Genomic DNA, 24,615 nt, shown 5'->3' with positions numbered 1-24,615 from the left:
ACGCGTCGCAATCCCTAGAAGCCATCCGATGGCAGGCGAAATCCTCGATAACAAAGGCCGGGGCGAGGCGGGCTGGGACTGGCCCGCAATCCACCCCGAAGGACGCAAGTTCGGATTGATCGCGGTTGCTGCGAGCCTGTTTGTGCTCGTCGTGCTTGGTTGGGGGCTCATCGGCTGGCCGATGCTTTTGGCGTCGATCGGCGTGTTTGCGTTCTTCCGCGACCCTGAACGTGTCGTTCCGCAAGGCGAGACCGCTATCATTGCACCGGCTGACGGCATTGTAACCTTGATCGAAGAGGTTGAGCCACCACTCGAATTGCAGATCGCAGACGGCACAGGCTTCAGCGGCCTTTCTGCCGGCGCTGTGACCCGCGTATCGATTTTCATGAGCGTGTTTGATGTGCATATTAATCGTACGCCAGTGGGCGGAACGGTGCGGCGGGTGGTCTATATTCCCGGCAGGTTCATGAATGCCGAACTCGACAAGGCCAGCGAGCAGAACGAACGCCAGCACATTCTGATCGAACGATCCGATGGCATAAAAATCGGCTTCACACAGATTGCCGGTCTTGTCGCACGGCGCATCGTGCCTTTCATCAAGCCGGGTGACATGGTCGCCAAAGGGCAGCGTGCGGGGCTGATTCGCTTTGGCAGCCGCGTCGATATCTATCTTCCTGCCGGAACCGACCCTCGGGTTGTGATCGGCCAAACCACAATCGCCGGCGAAACCGTAATCGCCGAGATCGGCCAACGCGGGCTGATCGAAGGAATTGCCCAATGACAAATACCTCATCCACCCCCGGGCCGCGCAAGCTTTCCGGCGCACGCTTCTTTCCGGCACGGCTTGGGCCCAAGGCCGCAGAGGACGAAGATGTGGTGGAAGCGCCGAGAAATACGGGCGGGGGGCTGACGCTGCGGGCCATGCTGCCCAACGCGATCACAGCTGCCGCGCTGTGTTCCGGCCTTACCGGCATCCGCTTCGCTACCGAAGGGCAATGGGGATACGCGATCGGACTGGTTGTTCTGGCGGGCGTCCTTGACGGGATGGATGGACGGGTTGCGCGTCTGCTGAATGCGCAGTCACGCTTCGGCGCGGAACTCGACAGCCTTGCTGATTCGTTGTCCTTCGGCGTTGCCCCGGCGCTGATCGTGTTCATGTGGTCCTTGGAGGACTGGTCGCGTTTTGGATGGTTCGCAGCCTTGGCGTTCGCCATCTGCTGTGCGCTGCGATTGGCGCGCTTCAATGCGCGGATCGACATGGACGATCAGCCCCACAAGTCGGCAGGCTTTCTCACCGGCGTTCCTGCTCCGGTGGGTGCCGGGCTTGCCTTCACCCCATTCTATCTGTGGCAGGAAACAGGAATCGCGCTGTTCCGTGATCCGGTGCTGATGACGATATGGCTGACGATCATCGCGATTCTGATGATATCGAACATGGCCACCTTAAGCTGGGCATCGCTGCGTCCGCGCCGGTCGATCAGATTGCCGCTGATTGCATTCACAGGTCTTGCGTTTGCTGCGCTGCTTGTCGAACCATGGTGGACGCTGGCTGCTATCAGCATCGGTTATCTTGCGCTGATGCCCTACGGCCTCATCAAATATGGGCGGATCAAGCGGCGGCGCAGGCTTGAACCATCGCAGGACGAAGCGATGCCGGGCGTCGCCGCGCCGTGATCGGGCGGCTGGAGGGCCGCAGCGCCATGTCGCGCGCCGCGGCCTGAAGCACAAGACCGGCACGCATCACTTCGCCTTCACGCATCAGTGTGGCATACGCCGCACGCGCTTTTACGAGGCAATCGACAACCACCACCGCAGCGGCGATACCGGCAAAAACAAAAAGAGTAGCAATGGCAAAAGCGAGCATGATGACGTTTCCTACGGCGTTCGTTTTTTGTTCCGTCGTTTTGTTCCCTACCTGTTCCGCTGTGTCAAGCAACTTTCAGAGGTTGGGTACGGGATTTTTGCAAGCTTGAAGCATTCCGTACTGGATTTTGTTCCCTCACGCCGCTAAGGGCGCGCTCGCGCTTGGACGGGCATTCGGCCGGTTCAGGGGCAAATTCACATGGAAGGCGCACATACCGGTGCCGTTTGCGGGACACTCCGCACACGCGGTTCCAGCCTTCCAGAGGATCAACCGGAAAGGAATTCTTTATGGCGGCACCCGTCGTCACGATGCAGCAACTGATTGAGGCCGGCGCACACTTCGGCCACCAGACCCACCGCTGGAACCCGCGCATGAAGCCGTACATTTTCGGCGCGCGCAACGGTGTTCACATTATCGACCTGTCGCAGTCCGTGCCGCTGTTCGCGCGCGCGCTGGACTTCGTCGAATCGACCGTGCGTTCGGGCGGAAAGGTGCTGTTCGTCGGCACCAAGCGTCAGGCGCAGGAACCGATCGCTGAAGCCGCCCGCATGTCGGGCCAGCACTTCGTCAACCATCGCTGGCTGGGCGGCATGCTCACCAACTGGAAGACCATTTCGGGTTCGATCCGCCGTCTCAAGAGCCTCGAAGAGCAGCTTTCGGGCGACACCAGCGGCCTGACCAAGAAGGAAGTGCTCAACCTCACGCGTGAGCGCGAGAAGCTTGAAATGTCGCTCGGCGGTATTCGCGACATGGGCGGTATTCCGGACGTGATGTTCGTGATCGATGCGAACAAGGAAGACCTGGCGATCAAGGAAGCTAACGTGCTTGGCATTCCGGTCATCGGCATCCTTGATACCAACGTCGATCCTTCGGGCATTGCTTTCCCGGTTCCCGGTAACGACGATGCAAGCCGCGCCGTGCGCCTCTATTGCCAGGCAATTGGCGAAGCTGCGCTGGCTGGCAAGGGCAAGTTCCAGACCGACGTGTCGAGCGATTTCGGCGCGATGTCTGAACCGCCGGCCGAAGCTGCTGTGGCTGAAGAGCCGGCTGCGGCAGACGCCCAGGCCTGATCCTGCGCGGGCAGGGCGAGGGGTGAATAGTTTCATCCGCCGTCAATTGCCCGTCATAATATTCTTTTAGCGCGCCCGGCATTGCCTTCCCGTCCGGGACCGGCAGGTCGGGCGCCCGAACACCATACGAAAAGGAATTTCTCATGGCCGATTTTTCCGTCGCCGATGTGAAGAAGCTGCGCGAGCGCACCGGCGCTGGCATGATGGACGCCAAGAAGGCGCTGACCGAAGCTGGCGGCGACATTGAAGCCGCGGTTGACGCGCTTCGCGCCAAGGGCCTTGCCACCGCTCAGAAGAAGTCAAGCCGTACGGCGGCTGAAGGCCTCGTGGGTGTGATGGTTTCGGGCACCAAGGGCGTTGCCGTTGAAGTCAACTCGGAAACCGATTTCGTCGCCAAGAACGAGCAGTTCCAGAGCTTCGTGCGCAATGCGACGGCAGTGGCTCTGGAGCTGGGCACTGATGACGTCGAAACGCTGAAGGCTGCGGCCTATCCGGACGGCGGGACCGTATCCGAAAAGCTGACCGACAACGTCGCCACCATCGGCGAAAACCAGCAGATCCGCCGGATCAAGACCGTTGCGGTCGATAAGGGCATGGTCGTGTCCTACATGCACACCGCAGCAGCCGAAGGCCTCGGCAAGATCGGCGTGCTGATCGGGCTTGAAAGCGAAGCGGGCGCCGATGTGCTTGAACCCCTCGGCAAGCAGTTGGCCATGCACACCGCCGCGGCCTTCCCGATGGCGCTTGATGCTGACGGCCTTGATGCTGACGTTATTGAGCGTGAGCGCAAGGTTGCTGCGGAAAAGGCAGCAGAAACCGGCAAGCCCGAAGACGTGCAGGCCAAGATGGTCGATGGCGCGGTGAAGAAGTTCGCCAAGGAAAACGCGCTGCTCAGCCAGATCTTCGTGATGGACAACAAGACGGTGATCGCTGATCTGGTTGCGCAGGCAGGCAAGGCTGCAGGCACGCCCATCGTTCTCAAGGACTACGCCCGTTTCCAGCTTGGCGAAGGCATTGAGAAGGAAGAAGTCGACTTCGCCGCAGAAGTGGCAGCGACCCTGAAGGGCTGATCCTTTTTCCCGATTATCGGAAAACCGGACGGGCCGGATGGTATGCACCATCCGGCCCGTTTTTTTTCGCTGGGCAGCGATTTCATCCAGCTTATCAAGAACGCCGGTTCTGAGCGGGGGTGCTTTCGGTATGTCAGGCTATTCAGTAATATTGTGATGAATCGCGGTGTAGGGCGGCTGGAAATAGTCCAGCACCTCGCCAGCAGCGCGGCCGACCTGGCTGCGCGGATTCTTGAATAGCAATTCGCGCAGATTGAGGCCAAGCCCGACGAAGATGTGACGCTTCGGGACAATTCCCGCTGCCCGATCTTCATAGAGAAAATCGTCTCCGCGATAGCCCAGATGGAATTCTACGAACCGCATCGGCGTCTTCTCGAAAGCCTCGAACCCTGACGCTTTCAGCGCAAAGAAATAGCGCTGCTGCTGGAAATGCTCCTAGCCGTTGAAGCTGTAGATATTATCATTGGGCTGGATCATGAGGCGGAAATCAAGTTTACGATCGAGGCCCGGTACTGAGTTGCGCAGCACCGAGAACCCGGCGCCGAGCGTGTTGAAGGTCACGTCCTCCCACGACCAGCCGCTGGTCGGCTCGATGGAATCGAAGGCTTCGGACCACAACATAATGCCCGATGCGAGCGCCGCTGCAGTCCACTCGGTCCCCGGGGCATCTCCGGTCTTGTGCTTCAACCGCGCGAAGAGGATCTCGCTGATCACGTAAGCCGAATAGGCGTGGGCGAGCTTGTCCACCCCAACATTGGTCGTCGATCGCCCGAACCAGCCTTCGTCCTGCACGGTAGGCAAGCGCGGATTCTTGAACAGCTTGGGTGCGTTCGTCGCAGTATAATAGCCAAATACTGCCGCCAGCTCCCATTTGATGGTTTTCACGTCTTCACCGAAGGAAGCGTAATCACGTCGCGGCTTTTCTTCGTTCAGTGAGAGCGTTTCTTCACTGGCTTCCTGCATGTCCAGCGTGATTGGCCCTACGAAGTCTGCGTCGAGGGCGCTTGGCTGAGTGTCGGGCAATTGCGACGACAGATTTGTGTAGGGAAGGGGTTGCGGGGTGCGGGCTACTAATGCCAGATCGATCGCATCAAGTTCGGCGGCCGTCATCGGCGCTATCGACTGGCCAAGTGCCGGAGTGGAGAGCGTGATGCCCAGCAGGGTCGTTCCTAGCAGGAGTGGGCGAAGACGTGTCACAGCATTCCTCGAAAACCGAAACATTGCAGACCCCTGAACCATAAGAGTCGTGCGGCCTTCAGCCAATTGCATCACAACCCAGGGGCGAATCGCAGCAAAGCCGTGCACGCGGCTGCGGCATTCCCGATGGCGCTTGACGCCAACCTCATAAAACGTGAGGGCAAGGTTGTTGCGGAAAAGCGGCGGAAACCGGCAAGCCCGAAGATGTGCGTTCCAAGATGGTCGATGGCGCGACGAATAAGTTCGCCAAGGGAAACGCGCTGCTCAGGGCTGCGGCGGCCCTTTCGTATCCGCCGGGATCAGGCAATCGGTGTAAAGACCAAAGCCCGATATAGGCGAATTGACGGTGTGCAAAAATACCGGGTGTCTGACCCCGTCCGCCAGTTCAATGCGATCTTTGGGGATAGTGACGGCCCATAAGTCGAGCGCGTTCACAGCATCCCGCCATTGCTGGTTCCCTTCCGATCCGGTTGGCATGCGATAGGCTGTGAAGATGATCTCAGAAAACCCGAGCGCGCTGGCGGCTGCATATTCCGATGGATGATAGATTTGCGGAATAACCCGCGTTGTCCCAAATTTCTCCGCTATGAGAGAAAGATGTTGGTTCCCGTTTTTCAGATCGGTTACCAAAATGGCGTCTTCGTTAGCCTCAAACCACGCGACCACATCCGCCAAGCTGTCGCCAAGTCTTTCGTCGCTGCGGCCCACAACCAAACCGTTGCGATACAGAAAATCGAGTTCAAAATAGCGAAAGCCATGCCGATAGGCCAAATTGAGCGCCGCGACACTATTGGTGTAGGTAGCATCCGGCATACCTCCGCCTGCATGAGCGATCAAAGGCTGGTCAGTTGGTATGTATGCCGTGCATCTGGTGGTCACCGGGTGAAAGGCCGACCATCCTATCGAAGCAACCGCAAGTGTCAGCGATCCTGCGATAGCCCAATGGATAGGTTTCATGCATGATGGCTTAGCGGCCTGAATCGCGTGCGACAATAAAGCGCGGCTTCACGCGCCTTCGGCCTTGGCACCACATGCGCTCTGACTATAAGGGCGATCCCGATCCCGACCCATTCAACAGGCTTTGCACACCATGTCTCTCCCCCCTATCAAGCGTGTTCTCCTGAAGCTTTCGGGTGAGGTGTTGATGGGTGGGCAGCAGTTCGGGATCGACCCTGCTTTCGTGGCTGAGCTTGCCGGTGAAGTGAAGGCGGCCAAGGAAACGGGACTGGAAATCTGCCTTGTGATCGGGGGCGGCAATATTTTCCGCGGGATGGCGGGCGCTGCGCAAGGGATGGACCGCGCGCAGGCAGATTACATGGGCATGCTGGCCACTGTGATGAATGCGCTCGCCATGCAGAATGCCTTGGAGCAGCTTGGCGTGCAGACCCGCGTGCAATCCGCGATCGAGATGGACAAGGTGTGCGAACCGGTGATCCGCCGCCGGGCCGAACGGCATCTTGAAAAAGGCCGCGTGGTCATTTTTGCTGCAGGCGTGGGTGCGCCCTATTTCACCACCGATAGCGGCGCCGCCTTGCGCGCGGCGGAAATGAAGTGTGACGCGTTGCTCAAGGGCACAAGCGTTGACGGGGTCTATGACAGCGATCCCAAACACAACCCGGATGCGGTGCGTTTTGATACCGTCACCTATGACCGGGTGCTGGCTGACAATCTCAAGGTAATGGACGCTTCTGCTGTGGCATTGTGCCGGGACAACAAGATACCGATCATGGTGTTCTCGATCCGCGAAAAGGGCAATCTGGCCCGTGTTCTTGCGGGTGAAGGCGTCCAGACCATCGTTCAAGACAACTGAAAAGCGACAAAGAAGGAAACGCAGCCATGCCACAGTATGACAAGGCCGATGTCGAGCGCCGGATGAAGGGCGCCGTGGAAGCTTTGAAGAGCGATCTTCAGGGCCTGCGAACGGGCCGCGCGAATACCAGCCTGCTGGATCCTGTGGTTGTCGAAGTCTATGGTTCGATGATGCCACTGTCACAGGTCGCCACCGTATCCGCTCCTGAGCCCCGGATGTTGAGCGTTCAGGTGTGGGACAAGTCGAACATGACTGCGGTCGAGAAGGGCATTGCCCACGCGAACCTTGGCTTGAACCCAATCATTGACGGGCAGACCTTGCGTTTGCCAATCCCCGATTTGACGCAGGACCGCCGCAAGGAACTGGCGAAGCTTGCCGGGCAATATGCTGAAAAGGCCAAGATTGCGATCCGCAACGTGCGCCGCGATGCGATGGAAAGCCTGAAGACAGACGAGAAGAAGAAAGAAATCTCCGAAGACGATCGCAAGCGTTCCGAAGAACAGGTTCAGAAGTTGACCGATCAATACGTCAAGGAAACCGACGAGGCCGCCGCAAAGAAGGAACAGGAAATCCTGACGCAGTGATTGCGCGTTCGGGATTGTAGGAAACACGCTTGGACCAGTCGCGCGCCAGACATGTCGCTATCATCATGGATGGCAATGGCCGATGGGCCAAGAAACGTGCGCTGCCGCGTGCGGTCGGCCATCAGCGCGGCGTCGAAGCGGTCCGCCGTCTGGTTCGCTCGCTGGAGCCAACGGGTCTGGAGTGCCTGACGCTATATGCCTTTTCATCGGAGAACTGGAAACGGTCGGAAGATGAAGTGGATGATTTGATGAACCTGATGCGCCGGTTCATCAAATCCGACCTGCCTGAATTCATCGCCAACAATGTGAAACTGAAGATCATTGGCGACTGGCAGTCGTTGGCGCCCGATATTGTTGCGATGCTGGAAGATGCGCTTGCGCAGACGGCAAGCGGCAAGCAGACGCTTGCGGTGGCGCTCAATTATGGTGCGCAGCATGAAATTGCACGCGCAGCAGCCAAAGCGGCTGCGGCGGGCGACGTGACCATCGATAGCATCGCCGCAGCGCTCGACACGGCGGATCTCCCGCCGCTTGACCTCTTGATCAGGACAAGCGGCGAAGTGCGCCTGTCAAACTTCCTTTTGTGGCAGGCAGCCTATGCCGAAATGCTGTTTGTTGACACGCTTTGGCCAGATTTCGAACCTGCGCATCTTAATGATGCGCTCGATGATTTTGCCCGGAGGGAACGACGTTATGGCGGACGGTGATGCGCGAGTGCGAAACCCCAAGGCGGGGGTAACCGACTTACCCGTCCGTCTGGGTTCCGCGATCGTGATGCTCGTCCTGGCAGGCGGCGCTTTATGGATGGGCGGCTGGTTCTGGACCGTGTTCGTTGTTCTGGTTGCCTGCGGTGTGGCATGGGAATGGAACAAGCTGATCGAACGCTTCGGCATGACGGGGCTGGGCGAAACGCTCTGGTTTTTTGCCGGCGTCGTCTACATTGGCGGCGCGGCGACCGCGATGCTTGCCGTTCGGAACGGCCGGCAGGTGTTGCCGCTTGACCCGCTGCAATATGGCTATGGCCCGGTTGAAGTTCTACTGGTCTTTCTGTTGCCGGTCGTGGCGGTTGATGTGGGCGCGTACTTTGCTGGCCGCGCGATTGGCGGTCCGAAGATCGCCCCGCGGATCAGTCCGTCCAAGACGTGGGCTGGTCTTGGTGGCGGCGCGGTGTTTGCATCGCTTGTCGGCATCGCTGTCGAGATCGCCGATATCGGACCCGCGGCGGTTCCCGGTTACACCTTCCTCAGTATGGCAAGCGCGGTGATCGGCGGCGTGCTGATTGCGATTTTGGCGCAGGCTGGGGATTTCTTCGAAAGCTGGATGAAACGGCGTGCCGGATTGAAGGATTCTGGCAGTCTTATCCCTGGTCACGGCGGACTGTTCGACCGGCTGGACGGGTTCATCGCTGTATTCTTCGTGCTGTTTGTGATTGCCACGGCAAGCACTTTGCTGGGATGATGCGGCGATGACCCGGACAATCACCCTGCTTGGCGCCACCGGATCGATTGGCGCCTCCACCCTTGATCTCGTGCGGCGCAATCGGGATGCCTGGCAGGTTGAGGCGCTCACCGCGCAATGCAGCGCGGCAGAGCTGGCGGCGCTTGCGATCGAATTTGATGCCAAACTGGCTGTGGTCGGTGATGAAGCGTGCTTGCCCGAGTTGCGTGAGGCTCTTGGCTCAAGCGGTATCGAGGCTGCGGGCGGCCGTGCTGCCCTGATCGAAGCGGCAGCGCGGCCCGTGGACATAACAGTCGCTGCGATTGTCGGGTGCGCGGGTCTTGCCCCGGTCATGGCCGCAGTTGAGCGCGGCGGCACGATTGCGCTTGCCAACAAGGAAGCGCTCGTGTCGGCGGGGGAAGTGTTGATGCAGGCGGTGGCCCGGCATGGTGCGACCCTTCTGCCGACCGATTCCGAACACAATGCCATTTTTCAATGCCTGAGCGGCAACCGGATCGAAGACGTATCGAAGATCACGTTGACGGCCAGCGGCGGTCCGCTTCGCAGGTGGAGCCCTGATCGTTTGGCAGCCGCAACGCCTGCTGAAGCCGTCGCTCATCCCAACTGGTCGATGGGCGCCAAGATCAGTGTCGATTCGGCCACGATGATGAACAAGGGGCTCGAATATATCGAAGCCTATCACCTGTTCCCCGTCGGTCTGGACAGGCTGGCGATCGTGATCCATCCCCAAAGCGTGATCCATTCGATGGTTGAGTTTCGCGACCGATCGACGCTGGCTCAGTTGGGCCCGTCTGACATGCGTGTGCCGATCGCTTCGTGCCTCGCGTGGCCGCAGCGAATGGAAACGCCGCTCAACCCGCTCGATCTGGCGGCTATTGGCGAACTTACTTTTTTCGCGCCTGACGAAGATCGCTTTCCTGCGACACGGCTGGCGCGCGATGCGATCCGCGCGGGCGGTTCGGCGCCTGCAATCCTCAACGCGGCCAATGAAGTTGCTGTTGCTGCGTTTCTGGCTGGTCAGATCAGGTTCACACGGATCGCTGCACTGGTCGAGGAAACTCTGGCGCGTAACAACGATGCCCCGCGCCCGACCAGCCTTGAAGAAGTGCTGGCTGTAGATCAATGCGGACGATTGCAGGCAATGCGCCTGCTGGAGACCAATGCCCTTGTTTGAAACGCCACCTTTCTGGATGTACGTGATTGGCTTTCTGTTGCTGCTCGGGCCGCTGATTACGCTTCACGAACTTGGACATTTGCTGGTTGGCCGACTGTTTGGCGTGAAGGCCGATGCATTTTCGGTTGGATTCGGCAAGGAACTGGCAGGCTTTACCGACAAACGCGGAACACGCTGGAAGATTTCCGCTTTGCCGCTTGGCGGATATGTCCAGTTCAAAGGCGATATGAACCCCGCCAGCGTTCCTGAACCGGGCGCCCCAGTGGAACCCGGCAGTTTCCAAAACGCAGCCTTGTGGAAGCGGGCGCTGATTGTTGCGGCAGGTCCGGTGACCAATCTGGTGGTCGCGATCGCCATATTCGCGGCGTTCTTCGCCATCATCGGCAAGCCCGTGATCGTCGGGGAAGAAGATTCGCGAACCATTGGCGCTTTCAGCGAAGACAGCGCGGCGCAGGCGGCAGGGCTCGAAGTTGGCGACGTCGTCGTCGCTATCGATGGCCAGCCGCTTCGTGATTTTTCCGATTTGAAGACCAGAGTGGCGCTGCATCCCGGCAAGGCGATGATATTTACCGTCGATCGTGCAGGCGAAACGATGGACTACCCCATCACGACGGCTCGCATCGAACGCATGGACAGCTTTGGGAATGTCAGCACCGAAGGCTTGATCGGCATTGCCCCGGCCGGTGGCAAGTACGAGCTTGAAAAGGTTGGCATCCTTGCATCTATCCCGCTTGGCATAAAGCAGAGCTGGGACTTCATGGGGATGATGATTACCGGCATTCAGCAGATCGTCACGGGCGAACGTTCGGTGAAGGAGCTTGGCGGGCCGCTGAAGATCGCCAAGTACTCAGGCGAGCAGATGAGCATGGGGGCGGCCGCCTTCATTCATTTTGCTGCGCTGATCTCGCTTAATTTGGCATTCATCAACTTCTTGCCAATCCCCGCACTCGATGGCGGGCACCTGATGTTCTACGCGGCTGAGGCGATCCGCCGTAAACCTGTAGGGCCGCAGGCGACCGAATGGGCCTATCGTACGGGCATTGCGCTTGTGTTGATGTTGATGGTGGTGGTGACTGTGAATGACATTGTTTCGCTGCCCATTTTTGGAAGCTGACATCGCAGCAGTGAATTTGAACGAGGGCGGCAGGTTTTACCGGGGAAAGCGCGACCATTCGCGGCGTTCCGGAGACCGCGCGGCTTGATTGCTCGGATGACATGGGGCAGAGGCGAGGGCCGTGAGGTGGGGGCCGCATGGATCTGGGCGCGAATGGTGACTGGCAAGGCTTGACGACGCGGGTCGCAGGGTTGGAAACGGGATTTTAGCTGCATGAACCGATTGAGCAAGACGGGCCGCGCGCCGGTCATTTGCAACCCTGTCCTTTCGCGGGGCCCTTTGCGGCTGGCGAGTTTGCTTTGCTGTGGATCGATCCTGGCAGGCCTCCCCGCGATGGCGACCGCGCAGGAACAGGGCACCGCGCCGGGCGCTGCAGTGGCACCGTCTAGCCCTGAGCAGCAGTTGCCGGTGGCCCGCAACGACACCATTCGAACGATCACGGTTGTCGGGGCGGAGCGGCTCGAGCCGACGACGATCCTCAGCTACATCCGCCTGAGAGCCGGTCAGGAGTACACCTCGACCGCCGCCGATGAGGCGCTGAAGGATCTGGGCGCAACCGAGCTGTTCGCCAATTTTTCGATCCGCAATGATGCGGGCAATGTCGTCATCACCGTGACGGAAAATCCGGTCATCAATCGCATCGTTCTGGAGGGCAATTCGCGCCTCAAGTCCGACAAGATCCTGCCCGAAATCAAATTGTCTCCGCGCCAGATTTTCACCCGTTCAAAGGTTCGGGCGGATGTGGCGCGCATCATCGAGCTTTATAAGCGACAGGGTCGGTTTGCTGCGCAGGTCGAGCCGAAGATGGTGCAGCTTCCGCAGAACCGTGTCGATATCGTATTCGAGATCACCGAAGGGCCCAAATCCAAGGTTCGTCAGATCAATATTCTTGGCAACGAGAAATTCTCGGACGGCGATTTGCGCGGGGAGATGGTGACGAAGCAGGCACGGCTCACCAGTTTCTTCAGCTCCAGCACCAGCTATGATCCGGATCGGCTGGCATTCGACCAGCAGAAACTGCGGCAATTCTACCTCACGGAAGGCTATGCCGATTTCCGCGTGGTGTCTGCCGTTGCAGAACTGACGCCCGATCAGAAAGACTTCATCATCACGTATGTGGTCGAGGAAGGCGAGCGTTACACCTTTGGCGATGTCAAGGTCGACAGCCAGCTCCGCGACTTCGACAGCGATGTGATGAGCACGCAGCTGCCGATGAAGGATGGCGATTTCTACAACGCGAAGACCATCGAAGACACGGTCGAACAGCTGACCGAGCTGGCCGGGCGCTATGGCTACGCCTTTGCCGACGTTCAGCCGCGCATCAATCGTAATCCCGCCGATCTGAAGATGAACGTGACCTTCGTCTTGCGCGAAGCGCCGCGCGTTTATGTTGAACGCGTGGATATCAACGGCAATACGCTGACACAGGACAAGGTCATCCGCCGCGAATTCCGTCTTGCGGAAGGCGACGCGTTCAATTCGCTTGGCGTGCTGCGGACCACGGCGCGCATCAATTCGCTCGCGTACTTTCAGGAAAACTTCGAAGTCACACAGGTTGAGGGCAGCGCACCTGACCGGATCGTGCTCGAAGCCAATGTCGAGGAACGGCCGACGGGTGAACTGCAGTTCTCGGCCGGGTTCTCCTCGATCGAACAGTTCATTCTTGCAGGATCAATTCGTCAGCGCAATTTCCGCGGGCGTGGGCAGACCATCGGGCTGAGCGTAAACTATTCGCAGTTTTCGCGGTCGGCACAGGTCAGCTTCTCGGACCCCTACATATTCGATCGCAACATCTCGGGCGGGATTGATATCTATCGCCGCGATTTCAACAGTTTCAACTTTACCGGCAACAATCGCAACACCACCTTCGAACAGGCCACGACGGGCTTTTCGATGCGGGCTGGTGTTCCGCTGACTGAATACATGTCGCTGGTTGGCAGCTACACGCTCAACTACGACGATGTTTCGCTCGACGAAAACCTGTTCTTTTCGGACACGGATGGCGACGGGACACGCGAATGTGATCCACTTCGTGCAGGGCGGTTCCTGTGTGACACCATCGGTACGCGACTGAGTTCTATCGTCGGCCTTAGCCTGAACTACAACTCGCTCAATTCGCGTATTCGGCCGACCCGCGGCCGCACGGTGTCGCTGAGCGCCGAATTTGCAGGGCTGGGCGGCGATGTGCGCTATGCGCGCTTCCGCGGCCGCGGTCAGCAGTTCTGGAATGTTGGCAATTCGGGTTTCATCTTCTCGATCCTGGCCGAAGGCGGGACCATCATCCCTCTGCAGGAACGGCCGGGCGCCGGTGTGGACGATGTGCTTTTGACCGACAGGTTCTTCCTGGGCGAACCACAGTTCCGCGGCTTTGCCATCCGCGGCGTGGGGCCGCGCATCCTGACGCAGAATTCGATATTGGATGAATTCAATCGGCCAGTCCTCGATGCCAGCGGCAACGTCACCTACTTTGGCGAACGCAACGAGATCCGCGATGATGCCATCGGTGGCCGCAACTATTACCTTGGCCGCGCCGAGCTGGAGATCCCGCTCGGCACCGGTGCGCGCGAACTTGGTCTGCGCCCTTCGATCTGGGCTGACATCGGCGCCTTGTGGGGTGTCGAGACGCCTGTGCTGACGGTCAGCCCCGGCGGCCAGCAGTTGATCGACGAAGATACCGGCTTGCCGCTGTTCAGCACTCCACCCGCAAATGGCAGCTGTGCGTCGGCTGGCCGCACGCCCACAACAAGCCCGACCCAAGCTGACGGATCACCCAACTGCCGTGAGATCCGGCCGGGGACCAATATCCGCGAGCTGTTTCTTGGAAATTCGCCCAGTCCCCGCATCACTGCCGGGATCGGTGTAAACTGGAATTCGCCCTTTGGACCGTTCCGCATCGACCTCGCCCAGACCATCCGCAAGGTCGAAGGCGATGACGAGCGGCGCCTTACCTTCAACGTAGGAACTCAATTCTGATGACACGTCTTGCCAAGATTGTTGCTCCGGTCGGTCTGATTCTGGCCGCGACCGCTGCACTGCCCGCCCATGCTCAGGTCGAAGGACGCATGGCGTCGGTCGACATCACGCGCACCATTATCGGCACTACTGCCTTCCAGACGGCTTACGAACTGGTCAACACCACCTACGCCCAGCAGAACGAACTGCGTCGCACAAAGGTGCAGGAACGCCAGACGCTGCTCGCCAAGTTCGACAAGAATGGCGACAAGCAAGTTGACGAGACTGAGCAGGCTGCGATGCAGAGTTCGGCCGATTTCCCCAAGCTGCAGACGCTGGAGCAGGAAATTCAGGGTCTTGCCAACCAGGTGGACGGGGCCCGGATTTTCGCTGTCGAGCAGATCATCACGCAGTATGGTGCTGCGCTGCAGGACGTAACCACAGCGAACCAGATCAAGATCGTGTTCGAACCGGGCACAGTGCTGTTCGCGGTGCCTGAAGCTGATATCAGCCAGAAGGTGACCACTGCGCTCAATGCTCGCGTGCCGTCGGTCGGCGTTGTCCCGCCCGCAGGTTGGCAGCCGAGCCGCGAAGGTGTTCAGGTTTATCAGGAAATTCAGCAGCGTCTGCTGGCCGCGCAATACGCGCAGGCGCAACAGCAAGCCACGCAGCAGGGCAATCCCGCTGCACCTGCTGGCCGCTGATCCTGAAGGGTAAGACATCATGAGCGAAGCGGGTAGCAAGCTGGCCGAAGTGCTGGACTACGATATCGTCAAGATCCTCAAGGCCTTGCCGCATCGCTACCCGCTGCTTTTGGTGGATCGTGTGCGATCGATCACGCTTGGCGAGCGGATTCACGCGGTCAAGGCCGTGAGTATGAACGAGCAGTTCTTCCAAGGTCACTTCCCCGGTGCGCCGATCATGCCTGGCGTGCTCCAGATCGAGGCGCTGGCGCAGGCCGCCGGCATCCTTGGGATCGAAACGATGGAGCTGGCCGGGACGGGCAAGCTGGTGATTTTCATGGGGATCGAGAACGCCAAGTTCCGTGCTCCTGTTACGCCCGGTTGTTTGCTTGATCTGCATGTGGAGTTCACCCAGCGCCGCAGCCGCGTCTACAAGTTCAAGGGCGTGGCAAGCGTCGAAGGCAAGACCACCTGCGAGGTGGAGTTTACTGCGATGATGACGGACCCGCCGGCCTGATCCTGATACGTGATAACAAAGGTTGCATTGCGGCGACTTCCCGCCTAAGCGCGCCGCTTCCCATTCATAGCTGCGGCGGTCGGAACCGCCTCCAAGCTGCAAAGGACGCTAATCATGAAGGCCGAAGGTCACCCCGAATACCACATGATCACGGTCAAAATGACCGATGGTACCGAATTCCAGACCCGTTCTACCTGGGGCAAGGAAGGCGATGTGCTCGCGCTTGACATCGATCCGTTGAGCCACCCGGCATGGACCGGTGGCAAGCAGCAGGTTTCCGAAGGTGGCCGTGTGGCCCAGTTCAACAAGCGTTTCGGCGGGCTTAGCCTCAAGAACAAGTAATGCGAGATTCGGCGCGGCCATGTGGCCGTGCGAAACGGTTCGCAGTCGCAAGACTGCGTTGGAAGGGCGGCCTGACGGGGTCGCCCTTTTTCCATGGTAGGCTCCCTGTCAGTCCGTTCGTTGACGGCGCGTCTGCTTCATTGCCAAGTGCGCAGAAGAGATTCGGTTTGAGCCAGCCGGTTTTTTTTCGAGTGGGGTCTTCGCCAAATTTGCGACGGCGTAACAATCTTGCGTGAGAGATGACACAAAGCAGTTTTCGCTTCCCATCGCGATGCCTTTGTGCAAGAGGCGCGCCACCCCTGCTAACGCACTTGACGGTGTGTCTGTCTTGCTTACACGGCGCCACTTCGCGCGGGCTTGGCAGCCACTGAAATGGTGGTATGCGGGCAGGGACGTGTGGCGATCATAGCTCAGTTGGTTAGAGCGCCGGTTTGTGGTACCGGAGGTCGCGGGTTCGAACCCCGTTGATCGCCCCATCTTCCCTCTTGCTGTAGGTCAGCACCGCGCCCCACAGGGGAGACGACATGACCGCATTCTGGGCTGAGCCTGATTTCGACGCGCACGAACTTGTGCAGTTGGTCCACGACCGGGCCAGCGGGCTGACAGCGATCATCGCGGTTCATTCAACCTATTGTGGTCCTGGTGCGGGCGGCACCCGTTTTTGGCATTATGAAAACCCGGCTATGGCCATGCGTGATTGCCTGCGGCTGTCGCGTGGCATGAGTTACAAGAATGCCATGGCTGGTCTGCCGATGGGTGGTGGCAAGGCGGTTATTCTGGCGGATGAACAGCGGATCAAGACCCCCGAAATGCTTGCCGCGTTCGGTGATGCGGTCGAAGGTCTGGGCGGACGTTATGTCACAGCCGAAGATGTCGGCATCACGGAAGCCGATATGGTGGCGGTGTCGCAGCGTACGGCCCATGTGTCCGGTCTGCCTGTCGAGGGTAATGGCACGGCAGGCGGCGATCCCGGGCCTTTCACCGCGTATGGCATCTATCTGGGGATCAAGGCTGCGGTCCGTCACAAATTGGGTCGTGACAGCCTGTCCGGTGTCCACGTGGCGGTTCAAGGGACGGGCTCGGTAGGCGGCGGTGTTGCCCGCTTGCTTGCCCGTGACGGCGCCCGCCTGACCTTGGCCGATATCAACGAAGCGCGCGCTGCATCGTTGGCCGCCGAACTGGAAGGTACGGCGGTGTCCAGCGAATCGATCATGGCAACGGCGTGCGACGTATTCAGTCCGAATGCACTGGGCGCCATTCTCGATGACACCGGGATTGCAGCCCTCGATTGTGCGATCGTGGCCGGAGGCGCCAACAATCAGCTGGCGCGTCCCGAGCATGGCGAAAAGCTCGCCGCACGCGGGATCCTTTACGCACCAGATTACGTCATAAACGCTGGCGGCATCATATCTGTAGCAACCGAATATCTTGCCCGCCGCGATGGGCGCATGGGCGATGTGGCGGACGTGAACGCCAGAGTTGAACAAATTCCAGGACGGCTCGAAGCGATCTGGCAGGAAAGCGACAGCAGCGGCGTTTCGTCTGACGTGGTCGCCGACCGGATGGCGCAAAAACTCATCGGGCGCGGCTGAGGGCGGGGCGGACCGGGGAACGAAAGCCCCGTTGCATGAATTGCAGTCTTGTTCGGATCGGGTGTAAGGCTACAAGCCCGGTCAGACCAAGATAATCATGCACATTTACGCCAACCCCACCCGATTTCTAAGCCTCGCAAAGTGGCTTACTCCGCTTCTGTTCTGGAGCGGGTTGGTGCTGTCTGCAGGGGCGGTAGCATGGGGGCTGTTCGCAGTCCCTCCCGACCGGCTGATGGGTGACACCGTACGGATTCTCTTTATCCATGTTCCCGCTGCTTGGCTTGGCATGGGCGGTTGGGCTGGTATCGCCATTTCCAGCGCGATGTTGCTGATCTGGAAACATCCGCTGGCGGCCCTGTCGGCCCGGGCTATCGCGGTGCCGGGGATGGTCTTTTGCGCTATCTGTCTTGCCACCGGGTCGATCTGGGGGCGGCCAACCTGGGGCACCTGGTGGGAATGGGACGGACGACTGACATCCATGCTGGTGCTGTTGTTCCTTTACGCAGGATACATTGCCTTGACCGAAGCGACGGATCGCGAAGGGTCATCCAACAAGATCGGCGCTATTTTCGGCCTTGTCGGTGCTGTGAACGTACCGATCATCAACCGATCTGTAGTTTGGTGGAATTCGTTGCATCAACCTCCCAGCATTACTGCTGGCAAAAGCGCGATAGAGGCAACTTTTCTAGTGCCGCTGCTCATCGCGGTGATTGGTTTTTCGCTTCTGTTCGGAGCAATCGTACTCATGCGGATGCGTGCGTTGATCGCGCAAAGCCAAATTGCAGCGCGCCTGCGCCGCCGGGCGCTGGCTGACGATGCGGCGGTCGCACCCGTCCCCGCGATGGAGCAGGCGTAATGCGCGAAGAATTGAACCAGTGGGACTTTGTGTGGCTGGCTTATGGCGTCGGCATTCTTGCACTGGCCTTGCTGATCGCCTGGGCGTGGCGTGCCATGGTGCAAGCCGAAGCGCGCCGCGATGCAACGCGCAGGCGCTGAACGGAAGAATTTCATGAAAGCCAAACACCAACGCCTTATCCTCGTCATCATCGCTCTTGTAGCGATTGTGGGGGCAGCCTTGCTGGCCGCGTGGTCGCTGCGCAATCAGGCGAATTATTTCTTCCTGCCTGAGCAGATGGCGTCGGCTCCGCCCGAAGTTGGTCAGCCCGTTCGGCTGGGCGGCATGGTCAAACCCGGCTCGATCGTGACCGAGCGAGATGGTGTCACGGTCAATTTCTTCGTCACGGGTAACACCGCAGATGCAATTCCTGTGCGTTACAGCGGAATTCTTCCGGACCTTTTTGTCGAAGGCTCAGGTGTGGTCGCCGAGGGCAGTCTCAATCCCGACGGCGTATTCATGGCCACCAATCTTCTTGCCAAGCATGATGAAAATTATGTGCCCAAGGAGCTTGAAGGCATGGGAACCGAGCAGGCCGCAAGGATGGCTGCCGATACCACCGTTGGCTTGCAGTAACATCATGCCGCAATCGAGGGTCCAGCAATGATCGCAGAAATCGGACTGGCCGCATTGTGGCTTGCCGCTGCGTTGGCGGTCTTGCAGATGATCTCCGGCGCCTTTGCGTTGAAAGCCACAGAAGGTGTTGCCAATCCGCTTGCGATCTACACGCGCCCGGCTGCCATTGTTCAGGCGTTTCTCGCAGCGCTGGCGTTTCTGATGCTGCTACGCGCGTTCGCCATCACCGATCTCTCGATCAAATTGGTTGCCAGCAATTCGCATTCGATGAAGCCGCTGCTTTACAAGCTCACGGGCACATGGGGGAACCACGAGGGTTCGATGCTGCTGTGGGTTGGCGTCCTGGCAATTTCCGGCGGCCTGCTTGCAGCTTTCGAAAAGCGGTTGCCTGAACGCACAATGGGCGCAACACTGGCAGTGCAAGGCTTTGTGGCGCTGGGATTTTACGCATTTCTGCTTTTGTCGTCCAACCCGTTTGAACGTTTGCCCGTGCCCGCCGCCGAAGGCACCGGCCTCAATCCCTTGCTGCAGGACATCGGGTTGGCGATCCATCCGCCGACGCTTTATGCAGGCTATGTCGGACTGTCCGTCGCTTTCAGCCTGGCTATGGGCGCCTTGTTGACGCGCGAGGTGAACCCGGCCTTTGCGCGTGTGATGCGGCCTTGGGTTCTGGGGGCGTGGGTGTTGCTTACGCTTGGTATTACCGCTGGTTCCTATTGGGCGTATTATGAGCTTGGTTGGGGTGGTTGGTGGTTCTGGGACCCAGTCGAGAATGCGTCGCTCATGCCCTGGCTTGCGGCAACGGCGCTGATGCATTCAGTCAGTGTGCTGGCAGCTCGCGATGCTTTGCGTACGTGGACGATTATGCTGGGCGTACTTGCGTTTTCCATGTCGATGCTGGGCACCTTCCTGGTGCGTTCGGGGGTGCTGACCAGCGTCCACGCCTTTGCGGTCGATCCTGAACGAGGCGCCTTCATTCTGGTTTTACTGGGCCTTTACATCGGCGGAGCATTCACGATTTTCGCTTTGCGCGCAGGGGCCGTGGCCGAAGGCAAACGGTTTGCAGTCGCCAGCCGTGAAGGCGCGCTGGTCTTCAACAACGTCATGCTTTCGGCGATCCTTGCGATCGTGCTGTTGGGCACACTGTACCCACTGTTGACCGAAATGTTCGATGTCCGTGTGTCGGTGGGGCCGCCTTACTTCAACCCGGCCTCTGCGATTTTTGCCATACCCATGTTCCTTGTGATGGCCGTGGGCCCCCTGCTTCGGTGGAAAAGCGATAAGCCTGCGCGCCTTCAGTTCGAATTGGTGTTGATCGCCGCGCTTATCATCGGGGTGATCGGGGTGGTTAGCTTCTTTGGGCAGTTTCCGCTGCTTCCCCTGCTTAGCCTCGGATTGGCAGCGGCATTGGCAGTGGCGGCGTTTCTACCCCTTCGCGGGCGCAAGTTGGCGCGCGTTCCGGTAGCGACATGGGGGATGGTGCTTGCCCATTTTGGTGTCGCGGTTTCGCTGTTCGGCATGGCTTGCGAAGGCGCCTTTTCGCAGGAACGACTGGCCGCTGTCGCGCCGGGCGGTACGGAGCAGATCGGCAGGTTTTCTGTCACGCTGGAAAACGTCACGCCGGTCGCCGGGCCGAACTGGACCGCCATCGAGGCCCGTCTGGCCATCCGCGAGGACGGGGAAGAACCCGTCATCCTCAGCCCGCAGGCGCGCAGCTTTTGGACACCTCCACAGTCAACCAGCGAAAGCGCCTTGCTGACGCGTTGGAATGGTCAGCTTTATGCGGTGATCGGTAACCAGGCCGCTGACGGTCGGTGGCAGATCCGGGTGTGGTGGAAGCCGTTTGTGACATTCATCTGGTACGGCGGATTGCTGATTGGGTTGGGCGGCATTCTTGCCATCGCGGGTCGTGTGAAGGTTGATGTGACACGCCGAAAAGCTGTGGCCAAGGGCGCTGCACGACGTGCTGATCTTGATGCGCTTGATCCCGCATCGCCGATCCCGGCGGAGTAAAGCAATGCGGACACGACTGACCCTTTGGGTGCCTCTTGCACTGTTTGCGTTTTTTCTGGGCGTGGCAGGCTACATGCTCACGCAGGACAAGGACGAATTTGTCCAAAGCACAATGATCGGCCAACCGCTCCCCGATTTCGCGCTCGACCCCGCAGTCGACGGAATGCCGGGAGCGGCCAAGGCGGACTTTGTCGGTAGCAAACCGCGGTTGCTCAACATCTGGGCGAGTTGGTGTCTTCCCTGCATCGCCGAAGCCCCGCAACTGGAAGCGCTGAAGGCACAGGGGGTCGATATCATCGGGATCGCAATCCGTGACCGTCCGCAAGATGTCGCCAATTTCCTGAGCCGCCATGGCAATCCCTACAGCCGTATAGGCAGCGACACGATTTCAGAAGTTCAACTCGCCATCGGTTCTTCGGGCGTGCCGGAAACCTTCGTCATCGATGCGCAAGGTATCATCCGCTACCAGCATATCGGCGACATCCGGCAAGACGATGTTGCCCGGTTGCTTGCCGAACTGGAGAATGCTCGGTGATCGCGCAAAGCGCATATCGTACGCTGATCGTATGTCTGGCAGTTCTGCTGGCTCTGCCACTGTTTGCGCAGGATTCGCTGCCGCCAGCGCCGTTCGCCTACAATCAGCTTGAAGATCCGCGCATGGAGGCTGAGGCTTCTGCGTTGATGCAAACCTTGCGCTGTCTGAAATGCCAGTCGCAAAGCATTGCCGATTCTGACGCCCCTATGGCGGGCGACATGCGGCATCAGGTGCGAAGCCGTATTCTGGCGGGGGAAAGCCCTGCCGAAATACGCAGATGGTTAATTGCGCGTTATGGCGACTATGTGAGCTATGAACCTGAAGTCAGCGCAACCACCTGGCCGCTGTTTGCAGGCCCGCTTTTGCTGCTGCTGATCGTGGCAGGCGTGTTGCTTCGCAGGTTGGGCAAACGGCGCGGCGAGCCGGGAGATGCACCATGATCGCTGGATGGCTGCCGGTAATCGCGCTGGCGTTGGCTGCTTTTGCGATTGGCGCAGTCTTTCTGAAGTTACCGCGCCAAAATCTAACATTGTTCGCAGCGGTGCTGGTGTTCGGCCTTGCAGGTTATGCCTGGCAGGGATCGCCCGGGCAGGCATCTGCGCCAAAGCAGGCTGCCAGCCAGGCTTCGGGGCCGGGTGAGGCCATGGTAGAAGGGCGTGCCGCCTTGTTCGATCGGACGCTGCCGCCCCCTGATTACCTTATGACCTCCGATGCATTCGCGCGTCGGGGACAGTTTGCCGATGCAGCCGCCCTGCTGCAACGCGGCTTGTCTGAAAACCCGCGTCATGTCGAAGGATGGCTTGCACTTGGCCTTGCTTTGGTGGGGCATGCTGATGGGTTCGTGACCCCTGCCGCCGTTCAGGCTTTCGGCCGCGCAAAGGCGATTGATCCTGCGCATCCCGGTGCAGAATACTTCCTCGGGTTCGCTTATCTTCAAAGCGGCGAAATCGTGGCCGCCCGAAATGTGTGGGCTGGCCTGCTCCAGAATTCACCCGCTGATGCACCTTGGCGCGAGGGACTTGAAGACGAGGTGCAGCGTCTTGATTCGATGATTGCACGCGCACCGATGTTACAACGTCGGTAAGGCATCGGGCACTGCGGCCTTTGCCCATGCGCCGACATTGTTGCAGGTGCGAATGCGCAGTGCTAGGCGCGCCGCCTCACCGGTCTGAATCGTTCGGGCAGGATGGGCAGTACCGCGGGATACGGGAAATCCGATCGAGATGAGCAGCACAGCAAGCCCAACCGAACCAGTCGCTGCTCACGGAGCAGCGCATGGCCACCGTGCGCCTACAGCAACGCTTGCGATCGGTGCGGTCGGTGTGGTGTTTGGCGATATCGGCACCAGTCCGCTCTATGCGTTCCGGGAAACCTTCGCGGCACACCACGGTGTGCCCGGAATAACGCCGGACGCCGAACATATTCACGGCGTTCTCAGCCTGGTTTTCTGGTCCATGATGATGGTGGTGACGGTGAAATACGTTTTCACCATCATGCGCGCCGACAACCAGGGCGAGGGCGGGAGCCTGGCTTTGCTGGCGCTGATCAAACGTACATCCGACAAGGCGGTCTGGACGGCGCCGCTGGTGCTTCTCGGCGTTTTTGCAACTGCGCTGTTCTACGGCGACAGCATGATTACGCCCGCCATTTCAGTTCTGTCGGCGACAGAAGGACTGCAATACATTGTCCCCGGTTTCAAACCGTGGATCGTGCCAACAGCTGTGGCTATTCTGTTTGGCTTGTTTGCGATCCAGTCACGGGGGACCGAACGCGTCGGCAGGCTATTCGGCCCTGTCATGCTGACCTATTTCGCGATGCTTGCCACGCTGGGCGTCATGCATTTGAGTGCGAACCCGGCAATCATCCTGGAAACAATCAATCCGATCAATGCGCTGCGGTTCTTTGCCACGGATGGGTTTGTGGCTTTCATCGCCTTAGGCAGTGTTGTGCTGGCCGTGACAGGGGCCGAGGCGCTCTATGCGGACATGGGGCATTTCGGGCGCAAGCCGATTGCACTTTCCTGGCTGACCTTTGTGTTCCCGGCGTTGATGCTCAATTACATGGGGCAAGGCGCGCTGATCCTGTCGCAGGGTAGTCCGGAAGCTGCCGCGGCGCTGATCAAGGATCCGTTCTTCTTGATGATCCCGGACATGGTGCGCGTTCCGGTTATCATCCTTGCGTTGTTGGCGACCATCATTGCCAGCCAGGCTGTGATCTCAGGGGCTTTCAGCCTGACTCAGCAGGCCATCCAGCTCGGCTTCATCCCGCGGATGGAAATCCACCACACCAGCGCCGCAGCGGCAGGCCAGATCTATATTCCGGCGATCAACTGGGCCTTGATGGTCATGGTAATCTTGCTGGTGCTGTTCTTCCAGTCATCAACCAACTTGGCGGCGGCATATGGTATTGCGGTTACGGGCGCGATGTTCATTGACACGCTGCTGCTGGCGGCGGTGCTGTTTGCCTTGTGGCGCTGGCCTGTCTGGAAGGCCTTGCCATTGGTGGTCGCATTCCTGATCGTTGATGTTGCCTACTTTGGTGCAAACCTCATCAAGGTACCGCAAGGCGGCTGGGTGCCTCTGCTGATTGGCTTTGTCATTTTCACTCTGCTGACCACTTGGTCGCGCGGCCGTGAATTGATGCGTGCCAGCATGACTGAAAGTGCGCTTCCAATTGAAATCTTCGCCAAAAGTGCACAAAATTCGGCCACTCGGGTCGCGGGCACTTCGGTATTCATGGCGTCAACCAATTCCGGCGTGCCCTCCGCACTGCTGCATAATATCAAGCACAACAAAGTTCTGCACGAACGCGTTCTGATCCTAACCGTCGCCGTGCAGGGCATGCCCTATGTGGCCGAATCCGAACGATACGAATGCAAGAATCTGGGTAATGGATTTTACCGGGTCACGATTAATTGTGGCTTCTTGGAAGAAACCGATGTTCCCAAGCTGCTCGGCACGCTCGATCTGTGCGGCGGCAAGTTCGAGATGATGCATACGAGCTTCTTCCTGTCGCGCCAGACGTTGCTGCCGTCCAGCAAGCCGGGCATGGCAATCTGGCGCGAAAAGCTGTTTGCGTGGATGCTGCGCAATGCGGCCAGTGCGATGGCATTCTTCCGGTTGCCCACCAATCGGGTGGTTGAACTGGGCAGTCAGGTCGAAATCTGACG

General features: G+C 59.3%; 27 protein-coding genes, 1 tRNA gene and 1 pseudogene. 25 read left to right on the top strand and 4 right to left on the bottom strand.

The genetic code is table 11. The features are described from left to right. Positions 1 to 28 precede the first annotated feature (28 nt). Together SJY33_RS06715 and pssA are read left to right on the top strand one after the other, a co-directional pair. Positions 29 to 781, top strand: coding sequence for a phosphatidylserine decarboxylase (locus SJY33_RS06715; RefSeq protein ID WP_379921852.1), 753 nt, complete (start codon positions 29 to 31; stop codon positions 779 to 781). Continuing rightward, entirely contained in the window at positions 778 to 1,674 is an 897-nt protein-coding gene (gene pssA / locus SJY33_RS06710; RefSeq protein WP_379921850.1) for a CDP-diacylglycerol--serine O-phosphatidyltransferase, read from the top strand. Before SJY33_RS06715 ends, pssA begins: the two co-directional genes overlap by 4 nt. On the opposite strand, the gene SJY33_RS06705 is transcribed toward pssA, so the two are convergent. Next, positions 1,610 to 1,864 carry a hypothetical protein gene (locus tag SJY33_RS06705; RefSeq protein WP_379921849.1) on the bottom strand — a complete coding sequence of 85 codons (255 nt, stop codon included), beginning with the start codon at positions 1,862 to 1,864 and terminating at the stop codon, positions 1,610 to 1,612. The two genes, pssA and SJY33_RS06705, sit on opposite strands and share 65 nt — an antisense overlap. Before the next feature lie 287 nt (positions 1,865 to 2,151). Here SJY33_RS06705 and rpsB point away from each other — a divergent pair, with 287 nt between their 5' ends. After that, positions 2,152 to 2,934: a 30S ribosomal protein S2 gene (gene rpsB / locus SJY33_RS06700; protein ID WP_379921847.1), complete on the top strand. Its 783-nt coding sequence runs from the start codon at positions 2,152 to 2,154 to the stop codon at positions 2,932 to 2,934. A 143-nt stretch (positions 2,935 to 3,077) separates the two neighbouring features. Beyond that, complete coding sequence (gene tsf / locus SJY33_RS06695; protein WP_379921846.1) at positions 3,078 to 4,004, top strand: translation elongation factor Ts; 927 nt, start codon at positions 3,078 to 3,080, stop codon at positions 4,002 to 4,004. 138 nt (positions 4,005 to 4,142) lie between these two features. Here tsf and SJY33_RS06690 read toward each other — a convergent pair whose 3' ends face one another. Together SJY33_RS06690 and SJY33_RS06685 are read right to left on the bottom strand one after the other, a co-directional pair. After that, positions 4,143 to 4,367, bottom strand: a complete 225-nt coding sequence (locus SJY33_RS06690) for a hypothetical protein (RefSeq protein ID WP_379921844.1) — start codon at positions 4,365 to 4,367, stop codon at positions 4,143 to 4,145. A gap of 72 nt (positions 4,368 to 4,439) precedes the next feature. After that, positions 4,440 to 5,201 (bottom strand): DUF2279 domain-containing protein, encoded by a 762-nt coding sequence (locus SJY33_RS06685; RefSeq protein WP_379921842.1) that lies wholly within the window; start codon positions 5,199 to 5,201, stop codon positions 4,440 to 4,442. A gap of 99 nt (positions 5,202 to 5,300) precedes the next feature. On the opposite strand from SJY33_RS06685, the pseudogene SJY33_RS06680 reads away from it, so the two are divergent. Then, positions 5,301 to 5,467 (top strand): annotated as a pseudogene (locus SJY33_RS06680) (elongation factor Ts); the annotation flags it as partial. Here the strand turns inward: SJY33_RS06680 and SJY33_RS06675 are convergent. Next, entirely contained in the window at positions 5,466 to 6,194 is a 729-nt protein-coding gene (locus tag SJY33_RS06675; RefSeq protein WP_379921840.1) for a hypothetical protein, read from the bottom strand. The pseudogene SJY33_RS06680 and the gene SJY33_RS06675 overlap by 2 nt on opposite strands. Before the next feature lie 97 nt (positions 6,195 to 6,291). On the opposite strand from SJY33_RS06675, the gene pyrH reads away from it, so the two are divergent. The 20 genes from pyrH (at position 6,292) to SJY33_RS06575 (ending at position 24,613) form a co-directional block, all read left to right on the top strand. After that, entirely contained in the window at positions 6,292 to 7,011 is a 720-nt protein-coding gene (pyrH, locus tag SJY33_RS06670; protein WP_379921839.1) for a UMP kinase, read from the top strand. Between the two features lie 26 nt (positions 7,012 to 7,037). Further along, positions 7,038 to 7,595 carry a ribosome recycling factor gene (gene frr / locus SJY33_RS06665; protein ID WP_379921838.1) on the top strand — a complete coding sequence of 186 codons (558 nt, stop codon included), beginning with the start codon at positions 7,038 to 7,040 and terminating at the stop codon, positions 7,593 to 7,595. A gap of 65 nt (positions 7,596 to 7,660) precedes the next feature. After that, the gene (uppS, locus tag SJY33_RS06660) at positions 7,661 to 8,302 is read left to right on the top strand and encodes a polyprenyl diphosphate synthase (protein ID WP_379923534.1); all 642 of its coding nucleotides are present in this window, start codon (positions 7,661 to 7,663) and stop codon (positions 8,300 to 8,302) included. Continuing rightward, positions 8,289 to 9,053 (top strand): phosphatidate cytidylyltransferase, encoded by a 765-nt coding sequence (locus SJY33_RS06655; protein ID WP_379921837.1) that lies wholly within the window; start codon positions 8,289 to 8,291, stop codon positions 9,051 to 9,053. Before uppS ends, SJY33_RS06655 begins: the two co-directional genes overlap by 14 nt. Before the next feature lie 7 nt (positions 9,054 to 9,060). Continuing rightward, positions 9,061 to 10,227 carry a 1-deoxy-D-xylulose-5-phosphate reductoisomerase gene (dxr, locus tag SJY33_RS06650; RefSeq protein WP_379921836.1) on the top strand — a complete coding sequence of 389 codons (1,167 nt, stop codon included), beginning with the start codon at positions 9,061 to 9,063 and terminating at the stop codon, positions 10,225 to 10,227. After that, the gene (gene rseP / locus SJY33_RS06645; protein WP_379921835.1) at positions 10,214 to 11,341 is read left to right on the top strand and encodes an RIP metalloprotease RseP; all 1,128 of its coding nucleotides are present in this window, start codon (positions 10,214 to 10,216) and stop codon (positions 11,339 to 11,341) included. Before dxr ends, rseP begins: the two co-directional genes overlap by 14 nt. Positions 11,342 to 11,554: 213 nt before the next feature. Continuing rightward, positions 11,555 to 14,314, top strand: coding sequence for an outer membrane protein assembly factor BamA (gene bamA / locus SJY33_RS06640; RefSeq protein ID WP_379921834.1), 2,760 nt, complete (start codon positions 11,555 to 11,557; stop codon positions 14,312 to 14,314). Beyond that, the gene (locus SJY33_RS06635) at positions 14,314 to 14,997 is read left to right on the top strand and encodes an OmpH family outer membrane protein (RefSeq protein ID WP_379921832.1); all 684 of its coding nucleotides are present in this window, start codon (positions 14,314 to 14,316) and stop codon (positions 14,995 to 14,997) included. Before bamA ends, SJY33_RS06635 begins: the two co-directional genes overlap by 1 nt. Positions 14,998 to 15,016: 19 nt before the next feature. Further along, positions 15,017 to 15,493, top strand: a complete 477-nt coding sequence (fabZ, locus tag SJY33_RS06630) for a 3-hydroxyacyl-ACP dehydratase FabZ (protein ID WP_379921831.1) — start codon at positions 15,017 to 15,019, stop codon at positions 15,491 to 15,493. 114 nt (positions 15,494 to 15,607) lie between these two features. Then, complete coding sequence (gene rpmE / locus SJY33_RS06625; protein ID WP_379921829.1) at positions 15,608 to 15,835, top strand: 50S ribosomal protein L31; 228 nt, start codon at positions 15,608 to 15,610, stop codon at positions 15,833 to 15,835. A gap of 399 nt (positions 15,836 to 16,234) precedes the next feature. Further along, positions 16,235 to 16,311, top strand: a tRNA-His gene (locus SJY33_RS06620). A 48-nt stretch (positions 16,312 to 16,359) separates the two neighbouring features. Continuing rightward, entirely contained in the window at positions 16,360 to 17,427 is a 1,068-nt protein-coding gene (locus tag SJY33_RS06615; protein ID WP_379921827.1) for a Leu/Phe/Val dehydrogenase, read from the top strand. Between the two features lie 97 nt (positions 17,428 to 17,524). Further along, the gene (gene ccmC / locus SJY33_RS06610; protein WP_379921826.1) at positions 17,525 to 18,283 is read left to right on the top strand and encodes a heme ABC transporter permease CcmC; all 759 of its coding nucleotides are present in this window, start codon (positions 17,525 to 17,527) and stop codon (positions 18,281 to 18,283) included. Next, positions 18,283 to 18,423 carry a hypothetical protein gene (locus tag SJY33_RS06605; protein ID WP_379921825.1) on the top strand — a complete coding sequence of 47 codons (141 nt, stop codon included), beginning with the start codon at positions 18,283 to 18,285 and terminating at the stop codon, positions 18,421 to 18,423. The genes ccmC and SJY33_RS06605 overlap by 1 nt, the downstream gene beginning before the upstream one ends. A gap of 13 nt (positions 18,424 to 18,436) precedes the next feature. Further along, positions 18,437 to 18,898, top strand: coding sequence for a cytochrome c maturation protein CcmE (gene ccmE, locus SJY33_RS06600; protein ID WP_379921824.1), 462 nt, complete (start codon positions 18,437 to 18,439; stop codon positions 18,896 to 18,898). A 27-nt stretch (positions 18,899 to 18,925) separates the two neighbouring features. Further along, on the top strand, positions 18,926 to 20,911 hold the full coding sequence (locus SJY33_RS06595) for a heme lyase CcmF/NrfE family subunit (RefSeq protein ID WP_379921823.1): 1,986 nt from the start codon (positions 18,926 to 18,928) through the stop codon (positions 20,909 to 20,911). Positions 20,912 to 20,915: 4 nt separating this feature from the next. After that, positions 20,916 to 21,446 carry a DsbE family thiol:disulfide interchange protein gene (locus SJY33_RS06590; protein ID WP_379921822.1) on the top strand — a complete coding sequence of 177 codons (531 nt, stop codon included), beginning with the start codon at positions 20,916 to 20,918 and terminating at the stop codon, positions 21,444 to 21,446. Next, positions 21,443 to 21,886 carry a cytochrome c-type biogenesis protein CcmH gene (locus SJY33_RS06585; protein ID WP_379921821.1) on the top strand — a complete coding sequence of 148 codons (444 nt, stop codon included), beginning with the start codon at positions 21,443 to 21,445 and terminating at the stop codon, positions 21,884 to 21,886. Before SJY33_RS06590 ends, SJY33_RS06585 begins: the two co-directional genes overlap by 4 nt. After that, a complete protein-coding gene (locus SJY33_RS06580; RefSeq protein ID WP_379921820.1) occupies positions 21,883 to 22,530 on the top strand; it encodes a tetratricopeptide repeat protein in 648 nt (215 codons plus the stop codon). The genes SJY33_RS06585 and SJY33_RS06580 overlap by 4 nt, the downstream gene beginning before the upstream one ends. Before the next feature lie 139 nt (positions 22,531 to 22,669). Further along, entirely contained in the window at positions 22,670 to 24,613 is a 1,944-nt protein-coding gene (locus tag SJY33_RS06575; protein ID WP_379921819.1) for a potassium transporter Kup, read from the top strand. Positions 24,614 to 24,615 lie beyond the last annotated feature (2 nt).

Origin of the sequence: Erythrobacter sp. R86502, assembly GCF_042466465.1 — a bacterium.
Lineage (GTDB): Bacteria > Pseudomonadota > Alphaproteobacteria > Sphingomonadales > Sphingomonadaceae > Erythrobacter.
Note: the sequence above shows the minus strand (reverse complement) of the source record. Positions and strands in the feature narration are given on the sequence as shown.